The following is an 18,686-nucleotide window of genomic DNA, read 5'->3' as shown; positions in this document are numbered from 1 at the left end:
AGGATCAGCGGGACGATGACGAGCAGTGCTCAGTCGAGGGCGCGGAACTCCTCGGCGATCTTGCTGAGCAGCGCCCGGGCCTCGTCACCCTTCAGGGCGGCCTTGTCCAGCCCGGCGTACAAGCGCCCATGGCGCAGGACGTCCTGCGGGTCCTGGAACGTCATCGACACGGTCTCCAAGGTGACCGTCACCAGCTTGTCGTCGAAGATCTCGAAGTTGTGCATCGGCACCACCGAGACCTCGGCCGTCCACGGCACGATGCCGATCGACACGTTCGGCAACGTCGACAGCGACGCGATGTGGAGCAGCTGCGTCCGCATCACCTCGGCCGGCCCGAACTGCCAGCGCAGCGCCGCCTCGGTCAAGATGAAGGAGAGCGACTTGGACTCCCGATAGAGCACATGCTGCCGCTCCAAGCGGGCATCCAGCGCGCGGGCGAGATCGTTTCCGGTCAGGTCCAGCGCGAACACCCGACGCGCGTACTCCGCGGTCTGGAGCAACGTCGGGATCAGCGAGATCGACAGGTACTGCGCCGTCGTCGCCTCCGCCTCGAGCTGCGCGATCTGGCGCTGTCGCCGAGCCGCCCCGCGGCGCACGATCGTGCGGTTGCTCTCGTACGTCGTGTGCAACACCGCGGCGAGGTCGAGCAGCCCGTCGAACTGCTCCTGCGGTGCCCCGTAGACGTGCAGCAACGTTTCCACGTCGGCCGCACTCGGCAGCAACAACGCGTTCTCGATCTTCGAGATCTTCGGCTGGCTCATCCCCGCGCGCTTAGCCGCCTCACGCCCGGTAAACCCGGCCGCGTTGCGCAGCTCGCGGAGCCCAGCCGAGAGCTTCTCGTGATCCCGCTGATAGCGCTCAGGCGTCTCCATGTACCCATGGACTCTAGTGGTGCGCGCCCAGAAGTTGACCATGCCCTCCCCGCCTGTCCGAGGCCAGCCACGCGGATTCCGAACGGCGGCCGCGCGACGGCGGGGTCGCCCCACGCGATGATCAGTTAGGGTGCCCCGGGTGAGGATCACGGTGCTCAGGGAGAGGCGGCCTGGTGAGCGCCGGGTTGCTGTGGTGCCGGAGCTGGTTCCGAAGCTCACGGAGGCGGGGTTCGAGGTCGCGGTCGAGCCCGATGCCGGGGCTGAGCTGCATGCGAGCGACGATGACTACCGCGCAGCCGGGGCGTACGTCGGCGACGACGCCATCGACAACGCCAAGGTCGTGCTCAGCGTCCAGCCCCCCGACCTCGCGCACGTGCGGCACCTGCCGGAGGGGACGGTCACCGTCTCGTTCCTCCCCACCATCCAGGAGCTCCCGCTCGTCCGCATCCTCCGCGACCGCAAGGTCACCACCTTCTCCATGGACCTCATCCCGAGAACGTCCCGCGCCCAGTCCATGGACGCCCTCTCCAGTCAGGCCCTCGTCGCCGGCTATCGGTGCGCGATCGTCGCCGCCGAACGGTTGCCGAGGTTCTTTCCGCTCTTCATGACAGCCGCCGGCACGGTCCGCCCGGCCAGCGTGCTCGTGCTCGGCGCCGGCGTCGCGGGCCTGCAGGCCATCGCCACCGCCAAGCGGCTCGGCGCGATGGTTGAGGCGTACGACGTCCGCGAAGCCTCCGCGGAGGAGATCCGCAGCCTCGGCGCGAAGTTCGTCGAGCTGCCCCTCGAAGCCCTCGGCGGCACCGGTGGGTACGCGCGGGAGATGACCGAGGAACGAGCAGCCAAGCAGCGCGAGCTCCTCACCCCGTACGTCGCGAACGCCGACGCCCTCATCACCACCGCCGCAGTGCCCGGAAGGCCGGCGCCGCTCCTCGTCACCGCCGCCATGGTCAACGGCATGAAGCCCGGCTCCGTCGTCGTCGACCTCGCCGCCGAACAGGGCAGCAACGTCGAGGGCAGCAAGCCCGGCGAAGAACTGAACGTCAACGGCGTCACGATCTGGGGCGGCCGGAACGTGCCGAGCCAGATGCCCTTGCCGGCAAGCAGATTGTACGCACAGAACGTTGTCAACTTCCTCTTGCTCATGCTCAAGGAGGGCAACGTCGAGATCGACTTCGACGACGACGTCATCGCCGGGAGCTGCGTGACGCACGCGGGCGAGGTGCGGCACCACTTGACCCAGGACCAGTTGGGGGAGGTCGGATAGGTCATGGCAGAAGGCATTGTGCTGTTGACGATCTTCGTGCTCAGTGCGTTCACCGGGTATGAGGTCATCGCGAAGGTCTCGACGATTCTGCATACCCCGTTGATGTCTGGCGCGAACGCCATCCACGGAGTCATCCTCGTCGGCGCCATCCTGGTGGCGGGACGAGCGGACAGCGCGATCGAGCTGATCGTCGGGCTGGTCGCCGTCTTCCTCGCCACGCTCAACATGGTCGGCGGATTCGTCGTCACCGACCGGATGCTCGAGATGTTCAAGCCCCGCAAGCAGGTCGAGCGTCCATGACCGAAAGCGTCTGGATCGACGCCGGCTACCTGCTGGCCGCGGTCTGCTTCATCCTCGCGCTGAAGGCGTTGTCGTCGCCGCGGTCCGCCCGATGGGGCAACGCCGTCGGAGCGGTCGGCGCGGTGCTCGCGGTCGTGCTGGTGTTCCTCGCGGAACGGCCGAGCAACCTGGTCGCGATCCTCATCGCCATCCTGCTCGGCGGACTGGTCGGTGCGGTCGCCGCGCGCAGGGTCGCGATGACCGCGATGCCGCAGCTCGTCGCGCTGTTCAACGGCGTCGGCGGTGGAGCGGCCGCGCTCGTCGCGCTGCTCGAGCTCGGTGAGGTCGGCGGGTCCGCGATCATCCCGCTCGTCGCCACCGCGTTCACCGTCCTGATCGGCGCGATCTCCTTCTCCGGCTCGGCGATCACGTTCGCCAAGCTGCAAGAACTCATGACCAGCCGCCCCATCGTTCCGCCAGGCGCGCAGTGGCTGTTCGGCGGCGCCATCATCGCCGCCCTTGCGCTGTCGGTCCTCGTCGTCACCACCGGCAACACGCTCATCGGCGTCGTTCTCGCCCTTGTGGCGTTGGGACTCGGCGTCCTCCTCGTCCTCCCGGTGGGCGGCGCGGACGTCCCGATCGTCATCTCCCTCCTCAACGCCTTCACCGGACTCTCAGTCGCCGCCAGCGGTTACCTGCTCGGCAACACGCTCCTGCTGGTCGCCGGCACGCTCGTCGGCGCGGCCGGTGCGCTGCTCACCAAGCTGATGGCGCAGGCGATGGGCCGTTCCGTAGCCAACATCATGTTCGGCGCACTCAGAGGCGGCTCCACCCTCGGCGCGAGCGTCGAGAGCCAGCGCCCCGTCAAGTCCGCGCCCGCCGAGGACATCGCCGTCCTGCTCGGCTACGCGCAGCGCGTCATTGTCGTTCCCGGGTACGGGCTCGCCGTCGCGCAAGCCCAACACACGTTGCGAGAACTCGCCGACATTCTCAACGAACGCGGCATCGAGGTCACGTACGCCATCCACCCCGTCGCCGGCAGAATGCCCGGCCACATGAACGTTCTGCTCGCCGAGGCGAACGTCCCGTACGAGCAGCTCGTCGAGATGGAACAGATCAACCCCGAGTTCAAGAGCGCCGACGTCGCACTCGTCGTCGGCGCGAACGACGTCGTCAACCCGGCCGCGCGCAGCCCGCAGGGATCGCCGATCTCGGGAATGCCCATCCTCGATGCCGATCATGCGAAAGCCGTCGTGTTCATGAAGCGCTCGATGCGCCCCGGGTTCGCCGGCATCGAGAACGAGCTGCTCTACGATCCCAAGACCACACTGCTCTTCGGCGATGCCAAGGCGTCCTTGACGAAGCTGGTCAGCGCCGTCAAGGCACTCTAGACAGACAAGTAGTCGCCTGGGTGCTCTCCGCAACAATCGCTGAATCGGTTGCGCCTCTCCGCACCGTCTGCTGGACTTTCCCGGGAGAATGGGGGGAAAGGGGCTCACATGAGCGAGTCCTTCGACGTCCGCGAGACCCGTTGGAATCTGGTCGAAGTAGCACAAGACCGAATCAATGCGCTCGCAGCCGCCGCCGATGGTGTGCAATGCGTCGAAGTCGCAGAACTCCGCGTGCAGAGGGTTGACGGGTTCACTCAGAACCCGACGGCCGTCGACGTCGACCCGACCGGTTCGTCGAGTACTGGCGATCTGGCGGGCGACGCGTTCGCCGTGCTCACCGACCGTCGGGTGTCGCGGCTGCTTGGCGCGCCCGAAGGCAGCGCGCTGGAGTTCGCCACAGCCCCCGTGATCTCCCTTTTGTCCAGTGGTGCCGCAGTCGTGCACCTTGCCCAGACCTGGCAACGGCTGCCGATCTTCCAGGCCTCCGCGACCGTACGGTTCAGCCCGCAAGGCCTCGTGCAGAAGATCTCCTCGCGGCTCGTGACGATCGAGAACGCACCGGATCTCGCGCCGACGCTCGACGCCGAAGAGGCGATCGTCAAGGCTGCCACCTTCGTGAGCAACGAGACGTTCGAGGCGAACGTACAAGCGAGCAAGCCCGACGAGCTGCACCGCCCACACTCGTTCGAGCAAGGCCCGTTCGGCGACGTCGTACGGACCAGGCTGCGCTGGTTCTGGCAGCCCGATGATCTTCGTCTCGCCTGGGAGTCCTCGTTCCTCCTTCCTGGCAAGGAAGGTCGCTGGCGCGTGCTGATCGACGCGCACGACGGCACCCTGCTCTACCGGCAGGAGGTCACGCGAAGGATCGCCGCGACCGCGCTGGTCTACCCGCTCAGCGCGGACGGCGAACGGGGTCTGCAGCTGATCCCGCGCGCCGTCGACCAGCCCAACTTCCTCCTCGACCTGCGCGGACTCGACCGCGACCCGAGCGTCCCGACCGACTGGGTGGCCGCGAACGAGACGAGCGGCCCGACGATCCACGCCGTCGACGCCGAAACCGGCGACCCGATGAGCGGCCGGGGGACCGGTAAGACGCTCTCGCTCGCGTTCGAGCCGGCCGATCCGGAGGGCGACGAACAGTTCGTTCTCAATGCGTTCTTCCTCAGCTGCACGGCGTACGACGTCGCGCACATGGTCGGCTTCCGCGAGGGCGACGGCAGCTACATCCGCGGCAACCCGTCGGTGAGCACGGACCGGACGACCGTTCTCGTGCATGACGACGAGGACAGCAGCTGGTGGGACCCGGGCGACCCGTTGAACGTGCTCGACGGCGGCCCGACCCTGCACCTCGGCACGCGCGACGTCACGCACGACGCGCTCGACCCGACCGTCGTGCTGCACGAGTACTTCCACGGCGTCACCGGCCAGCTCGTCGGCGGTCACGCCAACTCCGCCAGCCTCGAGTGGCCGCAGAGCCGCGGCCTGGCCGAGGGCTGGAGCGACTACGTCGCGTGCGCGCTGACCCGGGCGACCGCGATCGCGCCGCGGTCGACCGGTGATCCCAAAGGTCTGCGCGGTGTGCCGTACGACGAGTCGTACCACGCCACGCTCGGCGACCTGTCCGACCGCGAGCTCGACGAGTTCGGCATCGGCGAACGGTGGGCGGCGACGCTGCTCGCGCTCGACCGTGCCGTCGTCGTTCCCGAGGCGCGCGGGCACCTGCTGCAGGTCGTCGCGGACTCGTGGAAGACGATCGAAAACCCAAGCCTGCAAGACGCTCGCGAGGATCTGCTCGCCGCGCACCGGGACCGCCTGGCCAGCGGACGGGACAACCTCTCGGTCAGCTCGGGGACGCGCGCCGTGCTCCAGCAGGTGCTTGCCGGACAGGGACTCAGCGGGTACGCGCGGGCGTTGTCGCCGAGCGAGTTCGAGCCCGACACGACTCCGGCGGGCCCGGAGTACGTCGAGTACCGGCAGTCCGCGCTGCGGCCGAAACTCTCCAACCTCACCACGTTCCCCACCTTGGCCGGTCTGGTCGGGTACGACGAGGCGGGGCGGAATCTCCATACCTACTTGATCAACGACGAGGCACGGCTGATCGAACAGTGGGGCGTCACGCCGTGGGCGGGAAGCTGCACGGCGCTGGTTCCGTTCCGCAACGGGCACGACAACCTGCTGTTGACGTACGACGGCGAGAACGGGCAATGCCGCATCGGCAAGCTGGACTTCCGTTCGGGAACCTATGCGCCGAGCTCCGAGGTGGCGGGCACGCCGGGCTGGACGCACGTCGGGACGCTCGCGGTCGGCGGGCACGCGCACCTCGTCTTCTACGACACCGAGTCGGGGCGGGTGCAGGTCGACCAGGTCAAGGAGGACGGTTCCGGTACGGCGACCGTCCTCGACGCGACCTGGGAGCCGGGTTGGACCTCGCTCGTGTCGCTCGAGGTCGACGGTGAGCCGCTGCTCGTTCGCTACAACGAGGCGACCGGCGGGTCCTCGATCGTCAAGCCTGGTGAGGATTCCGCCTCGTTCGTCGATGTCAACTCCGCCTTGCTCAGCCCGGGGTGGACGAACCTGCGGACGTTCACGCGCCAGGGCGAGACCCGAGTGCTGATGGCGTCGGCGGCGCGGCGCGGCTTCACCATCTACCGCGTGCTGGACGGCGAGCTGATCCCGACGACGGTGTGCGATCTGCCGTACAAGCGCTCGACCCTGCTGCCGTTCAGCGGGCCGGACGGCGTGCCCTACTTCGTCGGCTACGACGCCGAACGCGGCCGGGCCGTCGCCGCGTACATCCAGGGCCTAGCCTGAGGTCCATGGATCTCGCTCGACAGATCAACGAACGTAGCCGCCTGACTGGTCAGTTCACGCTGCGCTCGGGGCTCACGGCGACGCACTACTTCGACAAGTACCTCTTCGAGACCGATCCCGTGCTGCTGCGCCGGGTTGTCGACGCGATGGCGCCGCTCGTACCGACCGGCACGGAGCTGCTCGGTGGGCTCGAGCTCGGCGGAATCCCGATCGCGACCCTGCTCGGCCAGGTCACCGGGCTGCCCGTGCTGTTCATCCGCAAGCAGGCCAAGACGTACGGCACCCAGAAGCTCGTCGAGGGCGTCGACTGCGCGGGGCGCGAGGTCCTGCTCGTCGAGGACGTGATCTCCACCGGCGGTGCCGTGATCGACGCCGCGCACGCGATCCGGGGGCTGGGCGGGAAGGCCGACACCGTTCTGTGCGCGATCGACCGGCGGGCTCCCGCCGCGAACCAGCTTGCCAGCAACGGGATCCAGGTCCGCTCCGTCCTCACCGGCGACCAGCTCGACGCGCTGACGGTTTGAATGAAGGGTCCCTTCATTCGAACCTATTGAATGAAGGTGCCCTTCATTCGAACCTCTTCGAGGGAGGGGAGCTAGCCGGCGGCGTTCAGCTCGGGCGACGTGGAGGCGTCGTGCAGGATCTCGGCCACGAGGTCGTCGAGCGTGACCTCCTCGGCGGCGCGTTCCAAGGCGGAAGCCCGGCTGCCGACCAACTTGCGCGCCCGCGCGATCGCGTCCTCGTAGTCCGCGATCTCGTCCGGGCTGAACCGCGGCGACCCCAGCCGGCGTCGCACCTGGTCCGCGGCGGCGAGCAACCGCAGCGCCGACAGCGCGCGGCCCTCGGCGAGCTCGCACCAGGCCAGGCAGTCGAAGATGTCGGTCTGCCCTTCGGCCAACCCCAGCTCGGTGTACAGCGTCAACGCGTGCAGGCTCAGGTCGCGTGACCGCTGCACGTCGCCGGAACGGCGCGCGCAGATCGCCAGGTTGGTGAGCACAGCGGCCTCGCCCCGGCGATCGGACAGCTTGCGGAAGCGTTCGAGCGCGTCCTGCAACGACTCAGTGGCCTCCTCGAGCCGACCGGACGCGCGCAGGCTGTTGCCCATGTTGTTGAGCGCCGAGGCCTGCCCACGTTCGTCGCCGGCCTCGGCATACCGCTCGCGAGACTCGGCGAGCAACAGCAACGAGTCCTCGATCTTGTTCTGCGCTTGCAACGTGATCGCCAACGAGTTCAGCGCGAACCCGATGCCACGCTCCAAACCGATCGCGCGGTTCACCCGCAGACACTCCTCGCCGAGCCGGTACGCCGCGGCGTACGCACCGCTGCTGCGCGCCAACGAGGCCGCCGCCCGAAGCGCCGCACCGCGCTGCTGCGAGGGCTCCGAGCTGGACGCGGCGAGCGCTCGTTCGAGCAGGTCGCGTCCCTCCTCCATCAGCCCGCGGGTCCACCAGAACCACCAGACCAACGAGCCAATCTGCAACGCCCGTTGAGGATCCTGCCCATCCCCGAGCGTCCACTCGATCGCGGCCCGGACGTTGTCGTGCTCGACGGCGAGGATCAGCGTCGCGTTCTTGTTGGTCGCCCACGCCTTGTCGGTTGCCTCGGCGAGGTCGGTCACCCACGCGGCATGGCGTACGCGCGTCGCCAGCTCCTCGCGCGACTCCGCCAACCGTTCGGCGGCGTACGCGGCGATCGTCTCCACCATCCGGTAGCGCGTCCCGACCGCACCGTTGTCGATCGAGGACTCGGCGACGACGAGCGAACGATCCACCAACTGGGTCAGGGCATCGAACACCTCGGCCGCGTCATTCGGCGCGAAGCCCGCGACGTCGGCGGCGACCCGTTCGACCGCGTCGCGGGTGAAGCCGCCCTTGAACACCGACAGCCTTCGGAACGTCGCCTGCTCCCGCGGGGACAACAGCCGGTGGCTCCAGTCGATCGCGGCGCGCATCGTCCGGTGTCGCTCGGGCAGCGTGCGCGACCGCGCGTCCTGCAGGTCCAGCCGCTGGCCCAACCGGGACGCGACCTCGTCCAGCGACTGCGTCCGCAGCTGCGCGGCGGCCAGCTCGATCGCGAGCGGCATGCCGTCCAACCGGCGGCACAGCTCCGACACGGTCGCGAGCGGACCCGGACCGAGTGTGAACGTCGGCGCCGCGGCCTGCGCGCGGTCGGCGAACAGGCGTACGGACTCGCTCCGCGCCGCGACCTCGCTGACGTCGCCGGCCACGGGCAGCGCCAGCCCGGACAGCGGCCACACCCGTTCGCCGCCGATGCCGAGCGGCTCCCGGCTGGTCGCGAGGATCCGTACGCCGGGACACCGCTCGAGCAGGTACTGGCAGACCTTCGCGCAGTCGTCGACGAGGTGCTCGCAGTTGTCGAGGATCAACAGCACCCGCGAGCGATGCAGCTCGGTCGCGAGCGTGTCCAGCAGGTCGATGCCCGGCTGCTCGCGGTCGCCGAGCACGCCGGCGATCGTCGCGGCGACCGAGCTGCCGACGGGCGCGGACGACAGGTCGATGAACCGGACGCCGTCCGGATGGTCGTGAACGGCCTCGCGCCCGATCTCCAGCGACAACCGCGTCTTGCCCGCGCCGCCAGGCCCGGTGATCGTGAGCAACCGGGTCCGCGGCAGCTGATCGCCGAGCTGGACCAGCTCGCGCCGGCGGCCGACGAACCGGCTGGTCGGCGCCGGGATCCACTCCGGCCACGGCGCGTCGAGGGTCGGGTCGCGGCGAGAGATCGAGCGGGCCAGCGAACGTGTCTCCTGGCTCGGCTCGACGCCGTACTCGTCGTGCAGCCTCGTCCGCAGCGTCTCGTACGCGCGCATCGCGTCGCCGACGCGGCGGCAGCGGTACGCGGTGAGCATGTACAGCGAGATCAGCCGCTCGCGCGTCGGGTGCTGAACGGCGAGGCCGGCCAGCTCGGACAGCAGATGCGCGTGCTTGCCCAGCTCGAGCTCGGCCTCGGCACGGTCCTCGACGACCGCGAGGCGCAGCTCGTCCAGGCGGGCCTGCTCGGCCTGCAGCGTCGGGCCGCCGGGCAGGTCGGCGTACGCGTCGCCGCGCCAGAGCGCGAGCGCGAAGCCGAGGTCGGCGCTCGTCCGGGCGGGATGCTCGGCCCGGTGGCCGCGGCCGCGGGCGACCAGTTCCTCGAACCGTTCGGCGTCGAGGTCGTCACCGGTGAGGTCGAGCAGGTACGTCCCGCGCGAGCTCACCACGCGGTCGCCGAGCACCTTGCGGAGCGCGGAGACGTACACCTGCAGCGCGGTCGCGGCGGTCGGCGGCGGGTCGTCGCCCCACAGCTCGTCGGTCAGCCGCGCGACCGGCACAGCGTGCCCGGCGTGCGCGATCAGCACCCCCAGGACGGCGCGCTGCTTCGGCCCGCCGAGCTTGAGCGGGTCACCGTTGTGAAGGACCTCGAGCGGCCCCAGAACGCGGAACTCCATCAGGCGGCGGGTTCTTTAGCGGGTCTTTAGCGAGGTAGCGGAGAGTAGTTCTCGGCACCAGCGGTGAGTCAGGGGGTACGGGGGGCGTGGAATTGTCGGGCCGCACCGACAGGGGGAGGCGGCCCGGCATTTCACCTGCCCGGAAGTCTGGGCACCCTGCGCACCCGTCATGGCCCACCTCGCGCTTTCGTCCGTCCCAGCACACACGGTAGTCCAGGACGCGCCAGACGACTGCCGAGGTTGCCTGGGCTGGTCAGAGTAGGTCAGTCGACGGGTCAGTCGACGACGCCGTAGAGCCTGTCTCCAGCGTCGCCGAGCCCGGGAACGATGTAGCCCTTCTCGTTGAGCCGCTCGTCCATGGCCGCCGTGACGACCGTGACCGGGACGCTCGTGTCGGCGAGGTCCTGCTCCAGCCGGGCGACGCCCTCCGGCGCGGCCAGCAGGCAGATCGCGGTGATGTGGTCGGCCCCCCGTTCGATCAGGAAGTTCGCCGCCGCCCCGAGCGTGCCGCCCGTCGCGAGCATCGGGTCGAGCACGTAGCACTGCCGCCCGGACAGGTCGTCGGGCAGCCGCTGCGCGTACGTCGACGCCGTCAGCGTGTTCTCGTCGCGGACCATGCCGAGGAAACCCACCTCGGCCGTCGGCAGCAGCCGCATCATGCCCTCGAGCATGCCGAGCCCGGCGCGCAGGATGGGCACGACCAGCGGCTTCGGCGTCGCGAGCTTGACCCCGGTCGCCTCGGCCACCGGCGTCCGCACGGTGAACGGCTCGGTGCGGACGTCCCGGGTCGCCTCGTACGCGAGCAGCGTCACGAGCTCGTCGGCGAGCTGGCGGAACGTCGGTGAGTCGGTCCGTTCGTCCCGCAGGGCGGTGAGCTTGTGCGCGACGAGAGGGTGGTCGGCTACGAAGATCCGCATGGCTGGCCATCATAAGTGGCCCGAAGTGGCCGAGCGATGTCCCCAACTGCGACGTTTGCGGTCTGGACAAAGAAGGATCACCGGCCTGTGGCTGCTCCAGGCGGTCAGCGCGGTGAACGTCCGAGACCGGCGAGCCTTCTGGCCCGAAGTGGCCTAACGATGTCCCTAACTGCGACGTTTGCGGTCTGGACGAACGGTGGTATCAGAACGGTAGTGTCACCGCAGCAGTCTGGGGGTGGCTGACGCCGGGGGACGCAAGTTCGGGCCCGTGTCGAAGCTGGAGACAGCGCATGACGAAGCGGCATCGTCAGGCTGGGAGGAATCCGGTGCAGGTTGCGCTCGCTGAGTCTCAATCGGAGCGGCTGCGTCGTCGCGCGGCTTTTCTTCGCGACCTCGCCGAAGCGAAAGAGCTGAGAGCCCGGGTGAGTCCGCGCCGGGCCCGAGTGGCCCGGCTCCGCGAGGCCCTCCGTCGAGCCACGTACCGCAGCGCCTGACCTTCACGCACTATTACCAGCGCGGACCGGGCGCCGATCTGCGACGATCTCCGCATGGCCGAGGAGAGCAGCACGGTCGACTTCGCCGTCGTGGCCTACCTCGAGGAAGGCAGCTGGCAGGTCGTGTCGCTGCCCAGACGAGCCGCGCGCGACCTCGAGACCCTTGTTCGTACGCTCCGGCAGCAACCCGGCGACATCGGCACGCTCGGGCTGGTGTCGGTCGACGACGACTTCTTCGTGGTCGTCCGGGTGCTCGGCGAAGCCGTACGACTCCTGCTGTCCGACGTGACCGCGGCGACCGAGTGGCCGCTCGCTCGTTCGGTTCTCGACGAGCTCGAACTGCCCGTTCCGGATGAGGACGAGGAGGACCAGATCCAGCCGGCCGGCGACCTCGGCATCGTCGCCGACCTCGGCATGGGCGCGATGGACCTCGGCGCGCTGTGCGACGATCCCGACCTGTACCCCGACGAGATGCTGAGCGAGGTGGCCGACCGCCTCGGCTTCGGTCCGGCGTTCCGCCAGGTGGCCGAGATCGGAGTCGGTTAGCGCGCCCCATCCCGAGCGGGCAGACTTCATCCGACAAGAACATCGCGGCATTCTTCGAAGGACTGGTGGGACCGTGGCGTACTTCGCGGCGGCGTTCGCGCGGAGCGGTGGCGACTGGGCTGGTACGGAGCTGGACCTCGACGAGGTCGAGACGCTCGACGACCTTGCCGACCTCGGACGTGAGCTCCTGTCCGACGACGGCACCGTCCTGATCCTGCTCGAAGAGGAAGACGACTGGTTCGGCGTCGTCCGGGTCGAGGGCGAGGACGATCCCAGGGTGTACGTGTCGGACGCGGCGGAGACGATGCGTTCGCCGGTCGGGTCCGTGCTCGCCAAGGCCGTCGCCGAGCACCTCAGCGACGGCGACGAGGACGACGGTCCGGTCCCGGTGCTGCCGGCGGGACCGTACGGCGACGCCGACCTGGTGTCCGACCTCGGGCTCACCGGCGACGACCTGAACGAGCTGGCGCTGGCGACCGGGCTCAGCCCTTCGGAGGCGGTGGCGTCGATGGCCGAGCGACTCGGCTTCGAACCGGCGCTGGAGTCGGTGCGCTGACCACCTCCGACTGGGAGGGGGCGATGCGCTCCGCGCTGGCCGAGGCCGGCGCGGCGCCGGCGACCGGTGACGTGCCCGTCGGTGCCGTCGTTCTGGACCCGTCCGGCGCGGTGATCGGGCGCGGCCGGAACGAGCGGGAGCTGACCGGAGACCCGACCGCGCACGCCGAGGTCCTGGCCGTTCGGGCGGCCGCGGCCACGCTGGGTAGCTGGCGACTGTCCGGGTGCACGCTGGTCGTGACGCTCGAGCCTTGCGCGATGTGCGCGGGCACGGTGGTCGCGGCGCGGCTCGATCGGCTGGTGTTCGGGGCGTACGACGACAAGGCTGGCGCCGTAGGCTCGCTCTGGGATCTGGTCCGTGATCGGCGGCTCAACCACCGGCCGGAGGTCGTGAGTGGGGTCCTCGCGGACGAGTGCGGAGCGTTGCTACGGACGTTCTTCGCTACGCAGCGTTCGCGCTCGCGTGAACTGGGTTGACAGGCCGCCAGCGGTGTACGCGCGCGCCCACTACACTCACGAAGCGTGATCTTCAAGCGAGTCGGAGACGGAAAGCCATATCCCGAGCACGACACCGCGCAACGGGACTGGGCGCAGCTGCCTCCACATCCGGTCCGGCTCGACCAGTTGGTCACGACGAAACGCACGCTGGACCTCGACACGCTCCTGGCGGAGGATTCAACGTACTACGGCGATTTGTTCGCACACGTCGTCGAATGGAAGGGCGAGCTCTACCTAGAGGACGGGCTGCATCGGGCACTACGAGCGGCGTTGCACCAGCGCATGGTTCTGCATGCGCGGGTACTGCGGCTCGACGGCTGAGCTGGTTGGGGACAATAGACCCAAGCGGGTGGGCCGAGAGAGAGGGTCCTGGGAGGGACGATGGCGTGGGACACGGGGGACATCCCGCAGTTCCGCAAGCGGCGGAACATCCGCGGGCCGATAACGCTCGTTCTGCTCATAGGCTTGCTCGGCGGCGCGGCGTACTACGGGTGGACGAGCGTTCTCGGACGTAACGAGCCGGCCGTGGTGGCTCAGGTGTGTACGACTCCGTCCGCCGGCAAGCAGCTGATCGCGTCCAAGGACGTGATCGTGAACGTCTACAACGCGGGCAAGGTCCGCGGCGCGGGCGCCAACCTCTCCGAGCAGCTGGAGCTGCGCGGGTTCAAGGTCGCTGACCTCGACAACGACCCCCTGAACGCCAAGGTGGGCCGGGTCGAGATCCGCGGCCGGGCCAAGAACGCGCCCGAGGTGCTGCTCGTTCTCGCCCAGGTGAAGCCGACGGACAAGCCCGTGGTGAAGGCCGACGGGCGCCAGGAGGCGACGGTCGACTTCGTGATCGGCGACGCGTTCGGCCAGCTGAAGGCGAAGGCCCCGAAGCAGCTGCAGGTGAAGAGCGCCCTGCCGGTGTGTACGACTCCGGGCCCGACTCCGGCGGCCGCGGCACGCTAGGCGTCACCGTTCTCGCGGGACCAGCCCGCGAGCCGCCCGAACCTGCTGACCGCGCGGAGTCGCCGTTCGGTCGTGTCCCGGGTCTTGCGCGGCGCCACCACCAGCAGATCGTCGCCGATGCGCAGCACGCTGGTCAGGCTGGGCACGAACGTCTTCCCCTCGCGCACGATCAGCGACACCGACGCGCCCACGGGCAGCCTGAGCTCGCCGATCTCGACGCCGCGCAGGCGGGACGTCTCGCCGATCGTGATCTCGAGCAGGTCGGCGTCGATCCGTTCCAACGGCGCCGCCTCGACGTCCAGGTCGACGACCTGGTCGGTCGCACCGACCCCGAGCCGCTTGGCGACCCAGGGCAGCGTCGGACCCTGCATCAGCGTGAACACGATGACCAGCACGAACACCACGTCGAACAGGTCCTCCGCGCGCGGGAACGCCTGGGAGAGCGGGATCGTCGCGAGCACGATCGGCACCGCGCCACGCAGGCCCGCCCAGGAGACGAACGCGTGCTCGCGTAACGGGACGCGGAACGGCAGCAGGCTCAGGCCCACGGACAGCGGCCGCGCGATGAACGTGAGCGCGACGCCGGCGACCAGGCCCCCGATGAGCGTGCTGAGGTCGACCCGCGACGGCCACGCGAGTAAGCCGAGCATGACGAACAGCCCGATCTGGCTGAGCCAGGCGAACCCCTCGACGAACGATCGCGTCGCCGCGCGGTGCATGAGCTCGGAGTTGCCGAGGACGAGCGCGCTCACGTACACCGCGGCGAACCCGCTCGCGTGGATCGCCGCGCTCGCCGCGTACGCGAGCACGATGAGCGACAGGGTGGCGAGTGGGTAGAGGCCGGAGGCGGGGAGCGCGAGGCGCTTGAGCAGGTGGGAGCCGAGCCAGCCGATCGCGAAGCCGAAGACAGCGCCGACGACGAGCTCGAACGCGACGTCGGCGACGAACCGCAGCGGCGTGGTCTCGCCGAACTCCGCGCTCGACAGCAGCGTGACGAGGAGGACGGTCGGGGCGTCGTTCAGGCCGGACTCGGCTTCCAGCGTCCCGGCGATCCGTCGTGGCAACGGGACGCGCCTGAGCACGGAGAAGATCGCGGCGGCGTCGGTGGGGGAGACGACGGCGCCGAGCAGGAACGACAGCTGCCAGTCGAAGCCCAGCGTGTAGTGCACGATGACCGCGACGACCGTGATGCTGACCGCGACACCGACCGTGGCGAGGACGACGCCGGCCGGCATCGCGCCCTTGACGTCGCTCCAGCGGGTGGTGAAGCCGCCCTCGGCGAGGATGATGACCAGCGCCCCGAACCCGAGCGCGTGGGCGAGCTGCACGTCGTCGAACTGGATCCCGAGCCCGGACTCGCCGAGCGCGATGCCCATCGCGAGGTAGATCAGCAGGCTGGGGAACCCGGCGCGCGAGGACAGCCGGACGGCCAGGGCGGCGGCGAGCAGGATCGCTGAGCTGGCCAGCAGGAAGGTGTTCAGGTTGTCGACGGTCAACGGGCTCACCACCCTTTCCTGCGATACGACCAGGTCGTGTCTGGAAAATAGCGCCGGTCATCGCGCGTAGCGCGATGGCGCGCGGCGCATCGCGCCCGGCTGGGTGTGGTGCAGGTCAAGGTCGGATCGGCATCCTTCCGCAGATCTGCAACGCAGCCAGGCGGGATGCGAGGTGTCGCGCGCCAGGCGATCTTTTCCAGACGCGGCCTGAGGTCCGGAGTCAGCTCCGACCCCGGACCTCGTCGTGTCATGGCGGTGGCGGCGGGATTTGAACCCGCGGAGGGTTGCCCCTCATACGCTTTCGAGGCGTACTCCTTAGGCCGCTCGGACACGCCACCGCCGGATAGGTTACCGAATGCTCCGCGCTGACCTCGAAGGAGTTCCTCCTTGGAGGCTCGGAGCGGCGATACGCTGCGGTGCGCAAGCCACGTTTTACGCCCACCCACGCCCACGAGGGGAGTCCACCATGGCGGCGAAGTCCGGCGCGGATCAGACCGAGGCCGTCAAACAGGGGTACGCCTTCGAAGGGCCCGCGCTCCAGCTCGGCGCGCTCGTCGCGGACGGTACGCCGGTCCCCGACGCCCAGGTGCGGATCCCGTTGTCGATGCTGAACCGGCACGGGCTGATCGCGGGCGCCACCGGAACGGGGAAGACGAAGACGCTGCAGCTGATCGCCGAGCAGCTGTCTGCGGCCGGCGTCCCTGTCTTCGCTCCAGACATCAAGGGCGACCTCTCGGGGATCGCCTCGCCCGGCGAGACCTCGGAGAAGTTGTCGGAGCGCGCTACCTCGCTGGGGCAGACGTGGGCGGGGAAGGGGTTCCCGACGGAGTTCTTCGCGCTGGGCGGTGAGGGCAAGGGCATCCCCGTACGCGCGACGATCTCGTCGTTCGGGCCCACGCTGCTGACGAAGGTGCTCGGGCTGAACGACGTCCAGGAGTCCTCGCTCGGGCTGGTGTTCCACTTCGCCGACAAGGCGGGGTTGGCGCTGCTCGATCTGAAGGATCTGCGGGCCGTCGTGCAGTACCTCACGTCGGACGAGGGCAAAGAGGACCTGAAGGGGCTCGGCGGGCTGTCGGCCGCGACGGCCGGGGTGATCCTGCGCGAGCTGATCGCGTTCTCCGACCAGGGCGCGGACGCGTTCTTCGGCGAGCCGGAGTTCGACACGGCGGACCTGCTGCGTACGTCGCCCGAGGGGCTCGGCGTCGTGTCGCTGCTCGAGCTGCCTTCGCTGCAGGACCGGCCGGCGCTGTTCTCGACGTTCCTGATGTGGATGCTCGCGGACCTGTTCCACGACCTGCCCGAAGAGGGTGACGTGGAGAAGCCGAAGCTGATGTTCTTCTTCGACGAGGCGCACCTGCTGTTCAACGACGCGTCGAAGTCGTTCCTCGACGCGATCACGCAGACCGTTCGGCTGATCCGGTCGAAGGGGGTCGGTGTGTTCTTCGTCACGCAGACGCCGAAGGACGTGCCGGAGTCCGTCCTCGCGCAGCTCGGGTCGCGGGTGCAGCACCAGCTCCGGGCGCACACGCCTAACGACGCCAAGGCGCTGAAGGCGACGGTGGCGACGTTCCCGACGTCCTCCTACGACCTCGGGGAGTTGCTCACCACGCTGTCGATCGGCGAGGCCGTCGTGACCGTGATGAACGAGAACGGCGCGCCGACGCCGGTCGCGTGGACGCGGATGCGGGCGCCGGAGTCGTTGATGGACCCGTCGCCGGCTGCTCTGGTGGACTCGACGATCGCGTCGTCGCCGTTGTCCGCCGAGTACGCGACGGCGGTGGATCGGGAGTCGGCGTACGAGAAGCTCACGGCCAAGCTGGCGGCCGGGTCGGAGAAGGCTGCTGCCGAGTCGAAAGCTCCGGCTCCTGCGGAAGAGAAGCGGGTTCCGTTGCCGCAGGGCGAGTGGGACGAGAAGCCGTCCTCGCGGTCGCGGGGCGGCAAGGCCGAGGACTCGACGGTGGAGAAGGTGCTCGGGTCGAGCGCGTTCAAGCAGTTCGCCCGGTCCGCGGCGTCCGTCCTCGGACGAGAGATCGCGCGCGGTCTGTTTGGCGTGGGGCGGCGCAAGCGAAGCTAGATCACGTACTTTCCTGACGGCGTCGCGTTTCGGTAGTAGAAACGTGCGTGCTCGGCTTGTGGCGAGGATCTCGGCGAGAGGCTGGCAGCGATGAAGAAGATCATCAACGACCCCTCGAAGGTTGTCGACGAAGCGCTCGCCGGGATGGCGGCGGCGCATGCGGACTTGATCCGGGTTTCGTACGACCCGCACTACATCGTTCGCGCCGAGCCGCCCCGCTCGGGGAAGGTCGGCATCCTGTCCGGCGGCGGGTCGGGGCACGAACCCATGCACGGCGGCTTCGTCGGCTTCGGCATGCTCGACGCGGCGTGCCCAGGGGCGGTGTTCACCTCGCCGACGCCGGACCAGGTGATCGACGCGACCAAGGCGATCGACGGTGGCGCGGGCGTCCTGCACATCGTGAAGAACTACACCGGAGACGTCCTGAACTTCGAAACAGCGGCCGAGCTGGCGCTGGCCGAGGGGATCTCGGTCGAAGCGGTCGTGATCGACGACGACGTGGCGGTGAAGGACTCGCTGTTCACGGCTGGCCGCAGGGGCGTGGGTGGGACCGTACTCGCGGAGAAGATCGTCGGCGCGGCCGCCGAGGCCGGTGCCGATCTGGCCGCGGTGAAGGCGTTGTGTGAACGAGTGAACGCCTCGGTGCGCTCGATGGGCATGGCACTGACGTCGTGCACGGTGCCGCACGCGGGGAAGCCGACGTTCTCGCTGGGTGAGTCGGAGATGGAAATCGGGATTGGCATCCACGGCGAGCCGGGGCGCGAGAGGATGCCGTTGGAACCGGCGAACGCGATCGTCGAGAGGCTGCTGGGGCCGATCGTCGAGGATCTGCCGTTCGCTTCTGGGGATCAGGTTCTGCTGTTCGTGAACGGCATGGGTGGGACGCCGCTGATCGAGCTGTATCTGGCGTACGGGCACGCCGAGCACGTGCTCGCCGAGCGGGGGATCACCGTCCAGCGCCGGCTGGTCGGCAACTACATCACGTCGCTGGAGATGCAAGGCATGTCGATCACTTTGCTCAAGCTCGACGACGAGCTCGTCTCGTTGTGGGACGCCCCCGTTCAGACGGCCGCACTTCGTTGGGGACGCTGAC

At 69.1% G+C, this 18,686-nt stretch carries 16 protein-coding genes and 1 tRNA gene; 12 read left to right on the top strand and 5 right to left on the bottom strand.

Annotated features, from left to right (window positions below):
- Nucleotides 1–29: 29 nt before the first annotated feature.
- Nucleotides 30–872, bottom strand: coding sequence for a helix-turn-helix domain-containing protein (locus tag JOD67_RS01440; RefSeq protein ID WP_205114153.1), 843 nt, complete (start codon nucleotides 870–872; stop codon nucleotides 30–32).
- A gap of 139 nt (nucleotides 873–1,011) precedes the next feature.
- On the opposite strand from JOD67_RS01440, the gene JOD67_RS01435 reads away from it, so the two are divergent.
- The 5 genes from JOD67_RS01435 (at nucleotide 1,012) to JOD67_RS01415 (ending at nucleotide 7,141) form a co-directional block, all read left to right on the top strand.
- On the top strand, nucleotides 1,012–2,136 hold the full coding sequence (locus JOD67_RS01435) for a Re/Si-specific NAD(P)(+) transhydrogenase subunit alpha (RefSeq protein WP_205114151.1): 1,125 nt from the start codon (nucleotides 1,012–1,014) through the stop codon (nucleotides 2,134–2,136).
- A gap of 3 nt (nucleotides 2,137–2,139) precedes the next feature.
- Nucleotides 2,140–2,436: an NAD(P) transhydrogenase subunit alpha part 2 gene (locus tag JOD67_RS01430; protein ID WP_205114149.1), complete on the top strand. Its 297-nt coding sequence runs from the start codon at nucleotides 2,140–2,142 to the stop codon at nucleotides 2,434–2,436.
- On the top strand, nucleotides 2,433–3,806 hold the full coding sequence (locus tag JOD67_RS01425; protein ID WP_205114147.1) for an NAD(P)(+) transhydrogenase (Re/Si-specific) subunit beta: 1,374 nt from the start codon (nucleotides 2,433–2,435) through the stop codon (nucleotides 3,804–3,806). The genes JOD67_RS01430 and JOD67_RS01425 overlap by 4 nt, the downstream gene beginning before the upstream one ends.
- Before the next feature lie 108 nt (nucleotides 3,807–3,914).
- Complete coding sequence (locus tag JOD67_RS01420; protein WP_205114145.1) at nucleotides 3,915–6,617, top strand: M36 family metallopeptidase; 2,703 nt, start codon at nucleotides 3,915–3,917, stop codon at nucleotides 6,615–6,617.
- 5 nt (nucleotides 6,618–6,622) lie between these two features.
- A complete protein-coding gene (locus tag JOD67_RS01415) occupies nucleotides 6,623–7,141 on the top strand; it encodes an orotate phosphoribosyltransferase (RefSeq protein WP_205114143.1) in 519 nt (172 codons plus the stop codon).
- Between the two features lie 71 nt (nucleotides 7,142–7,212).
- Here the strand turns inward: JOD67_RS01415 and JOD67_RS01410 are convergent, their stop codons facing one another.
- Together JOD67_RS01410 and upp are read right to left on the bottom strand one after the other, a co-directional pair.
- Entirely contained in the window at nucleotides 7,213–10,062 is a 2,850-nt protein-coding gene (locus tag JOD67_RS01410; RefSeq protein WP_205114141.1) for an AfsR/SARP family transcriptional regulator, read from the bottom strand.
- A gap of 275 nt (nucleotides 10,063–10,337) precedes the next feature.
- Nucleotides 10,338–10,979, bottom strand: coding sequence for a uracil phosphoribosyltransferase (gene upp / locus JOD67_RS01405; RefSeq protein ID WP_205114139.1), 642 nt, complete (start codon nucleotides 10,977–10,979; stop codon nucleotides 10,338–10,340).
- Between the two features lie 548 nt (nucleotides 10,980–11,527).
- On the opposite strand from upp, the gene JOD67_RS01400 reads away from it, so the two are divergent.
- The 5 genes from JOD67_RS01400 (at nucleotide 11,528) to JOD67_RS01380 (ending at nucleotide 14,023) form a co-directional block, all read left to right on the top strand.
- The gene (locus tag JOD67_RS01400) at nucleotides 11,528–12,019 is read left to right on the top strand and encodes a tRNA adenosine deaminase-associated protein (RefSeq protein WP_205114137.1); all 492 of its coding nucleotides are present in this window, start codon (nucleotides 11,528–11,530) and stop codon (nucleotides 12,017–12,019) included.
- 73 nt (nucleotides 12,020–12,092) lie between these two features.
- Nucleotides 12,093–12,575: a tRNA adenosine deaminase-associated protein gene (locus JOD67_RS01395; protein WP_205114135.1), complete on the top strand. Its 483-nt coding sequence runs from the start codon at nucleotides 12,093–12,095 to the stop codon at nucleotides 12,573–12,575.
- On the top strand, nucleotides 12,572–13,051 hold the full coding sequence (gene tadA, locus JOD67_RS01390) for a tRNA adenosine(34) deaminase TadA (RefSeq protein ID WP_275577246.1): 480 nt from the start codon (nucleotides 12,572–12,574) through the stop codon (nucleotides 13,049–13,051). The genes JOD67_RS01395 and tadA overlap by 4 nt, the downstream gene beginning before the upstream one ends.
- Before the next feature lie 45 nt (nucleotides 13,052–13,096).
- Nucleotides 13,097–13,393 (top strand): type II toxin-antitoxin system VapB family antitoxin, encoded by a 297-nt coding sequence (locus JOD67_RS01385; protein WP_205114132.1) that lies wholly within the window; start codon nucleotides 13,097–13,099, stop codon nucleotides 13,391–13,393.
- A gap of 60 nt (nucleotides 13,394–13,453) precedes the next feature.
- A complete protein-coding gene (locus tag JOD67_RS01380; RefSeq protein WP_205114129.1) occupies nucleotides 13,454–14,023 on the top strand; it encodes a LytR C-terminal domain-containing protein in 570 nt (189 codons plus the stop codon).
- On the opposite strand, the gene JOD67_RS01375 is transcribed toward JOD67_RS01380, so the two are convergent.
- Nucleotides 14,020–15,528 carry a potassium/proton antiporter gene (locus JOD67_RS01375; RefSeq protein ID WP_307782231.1) on the bottom strand — a complete coding sequence of 503 codons (1,509 nt, stop codon included), beginning with the start codon at nucleotides 15,526–15,528 and terminating at the stop codon, nucleotides 14,020–14,022. The two genes, JOD67_RS01380 and JOD67_RS01375, sit on opposite strands and share 4 nt — an antisense overlap.
- 241 nt (nucleotides 15,529–15,769) lie before the next feature.
- Nucleotides 15,770–15,857 (bottom strand) — tRNA-Ser (locus tag JOD67_RS01370).
- Between the two features lie 128 nt (nucleotides 15,858–15,985).
- Here JOD67_RS01370 and JOD67_RS01365 point away from each other — a divergent pair.
- Nucleotides 15,986–17,593 carry a helicase HerA-like domain-containing protein gene (locus JOD67_RS01365; protein ID WP_205114127.1) on the top strand — a complete coding sequence of 536 codons (1,608 nt, stop codon included), beginning with the start codon at nucleotides 15,986–15,988 and terminating at the stop codon, nucleotides 17,591–17,593.
- 90 nt (nucleotides 17,594–17,683) lie between these two features.
- Entirely contained in the window at nucleotides 17,684–18,685 is a 1,002-nt protein-coding gene (dhaK, locus tag JOD67_RS01360; protein ID WP_205114125.1) for a dihydroxyacetone kinase subunit DhaK, read from the top strand.
- Nucleotide 18,686: the final 1 nt, after the last annotated feature.

The organism is Tenggerimyces flavus, assembly GCF_016907715.1.
Taxonomy (GTDB): Bacteria; Actinomycetota; Actinomycetes; order Propionibacteriales; family Actinopolymorphaceae; genus Tenggerimyces; species Tenggerimyces flavus.
This window is presented reverse-complemented; position numbering and strand designations above follow the sequence as displayed.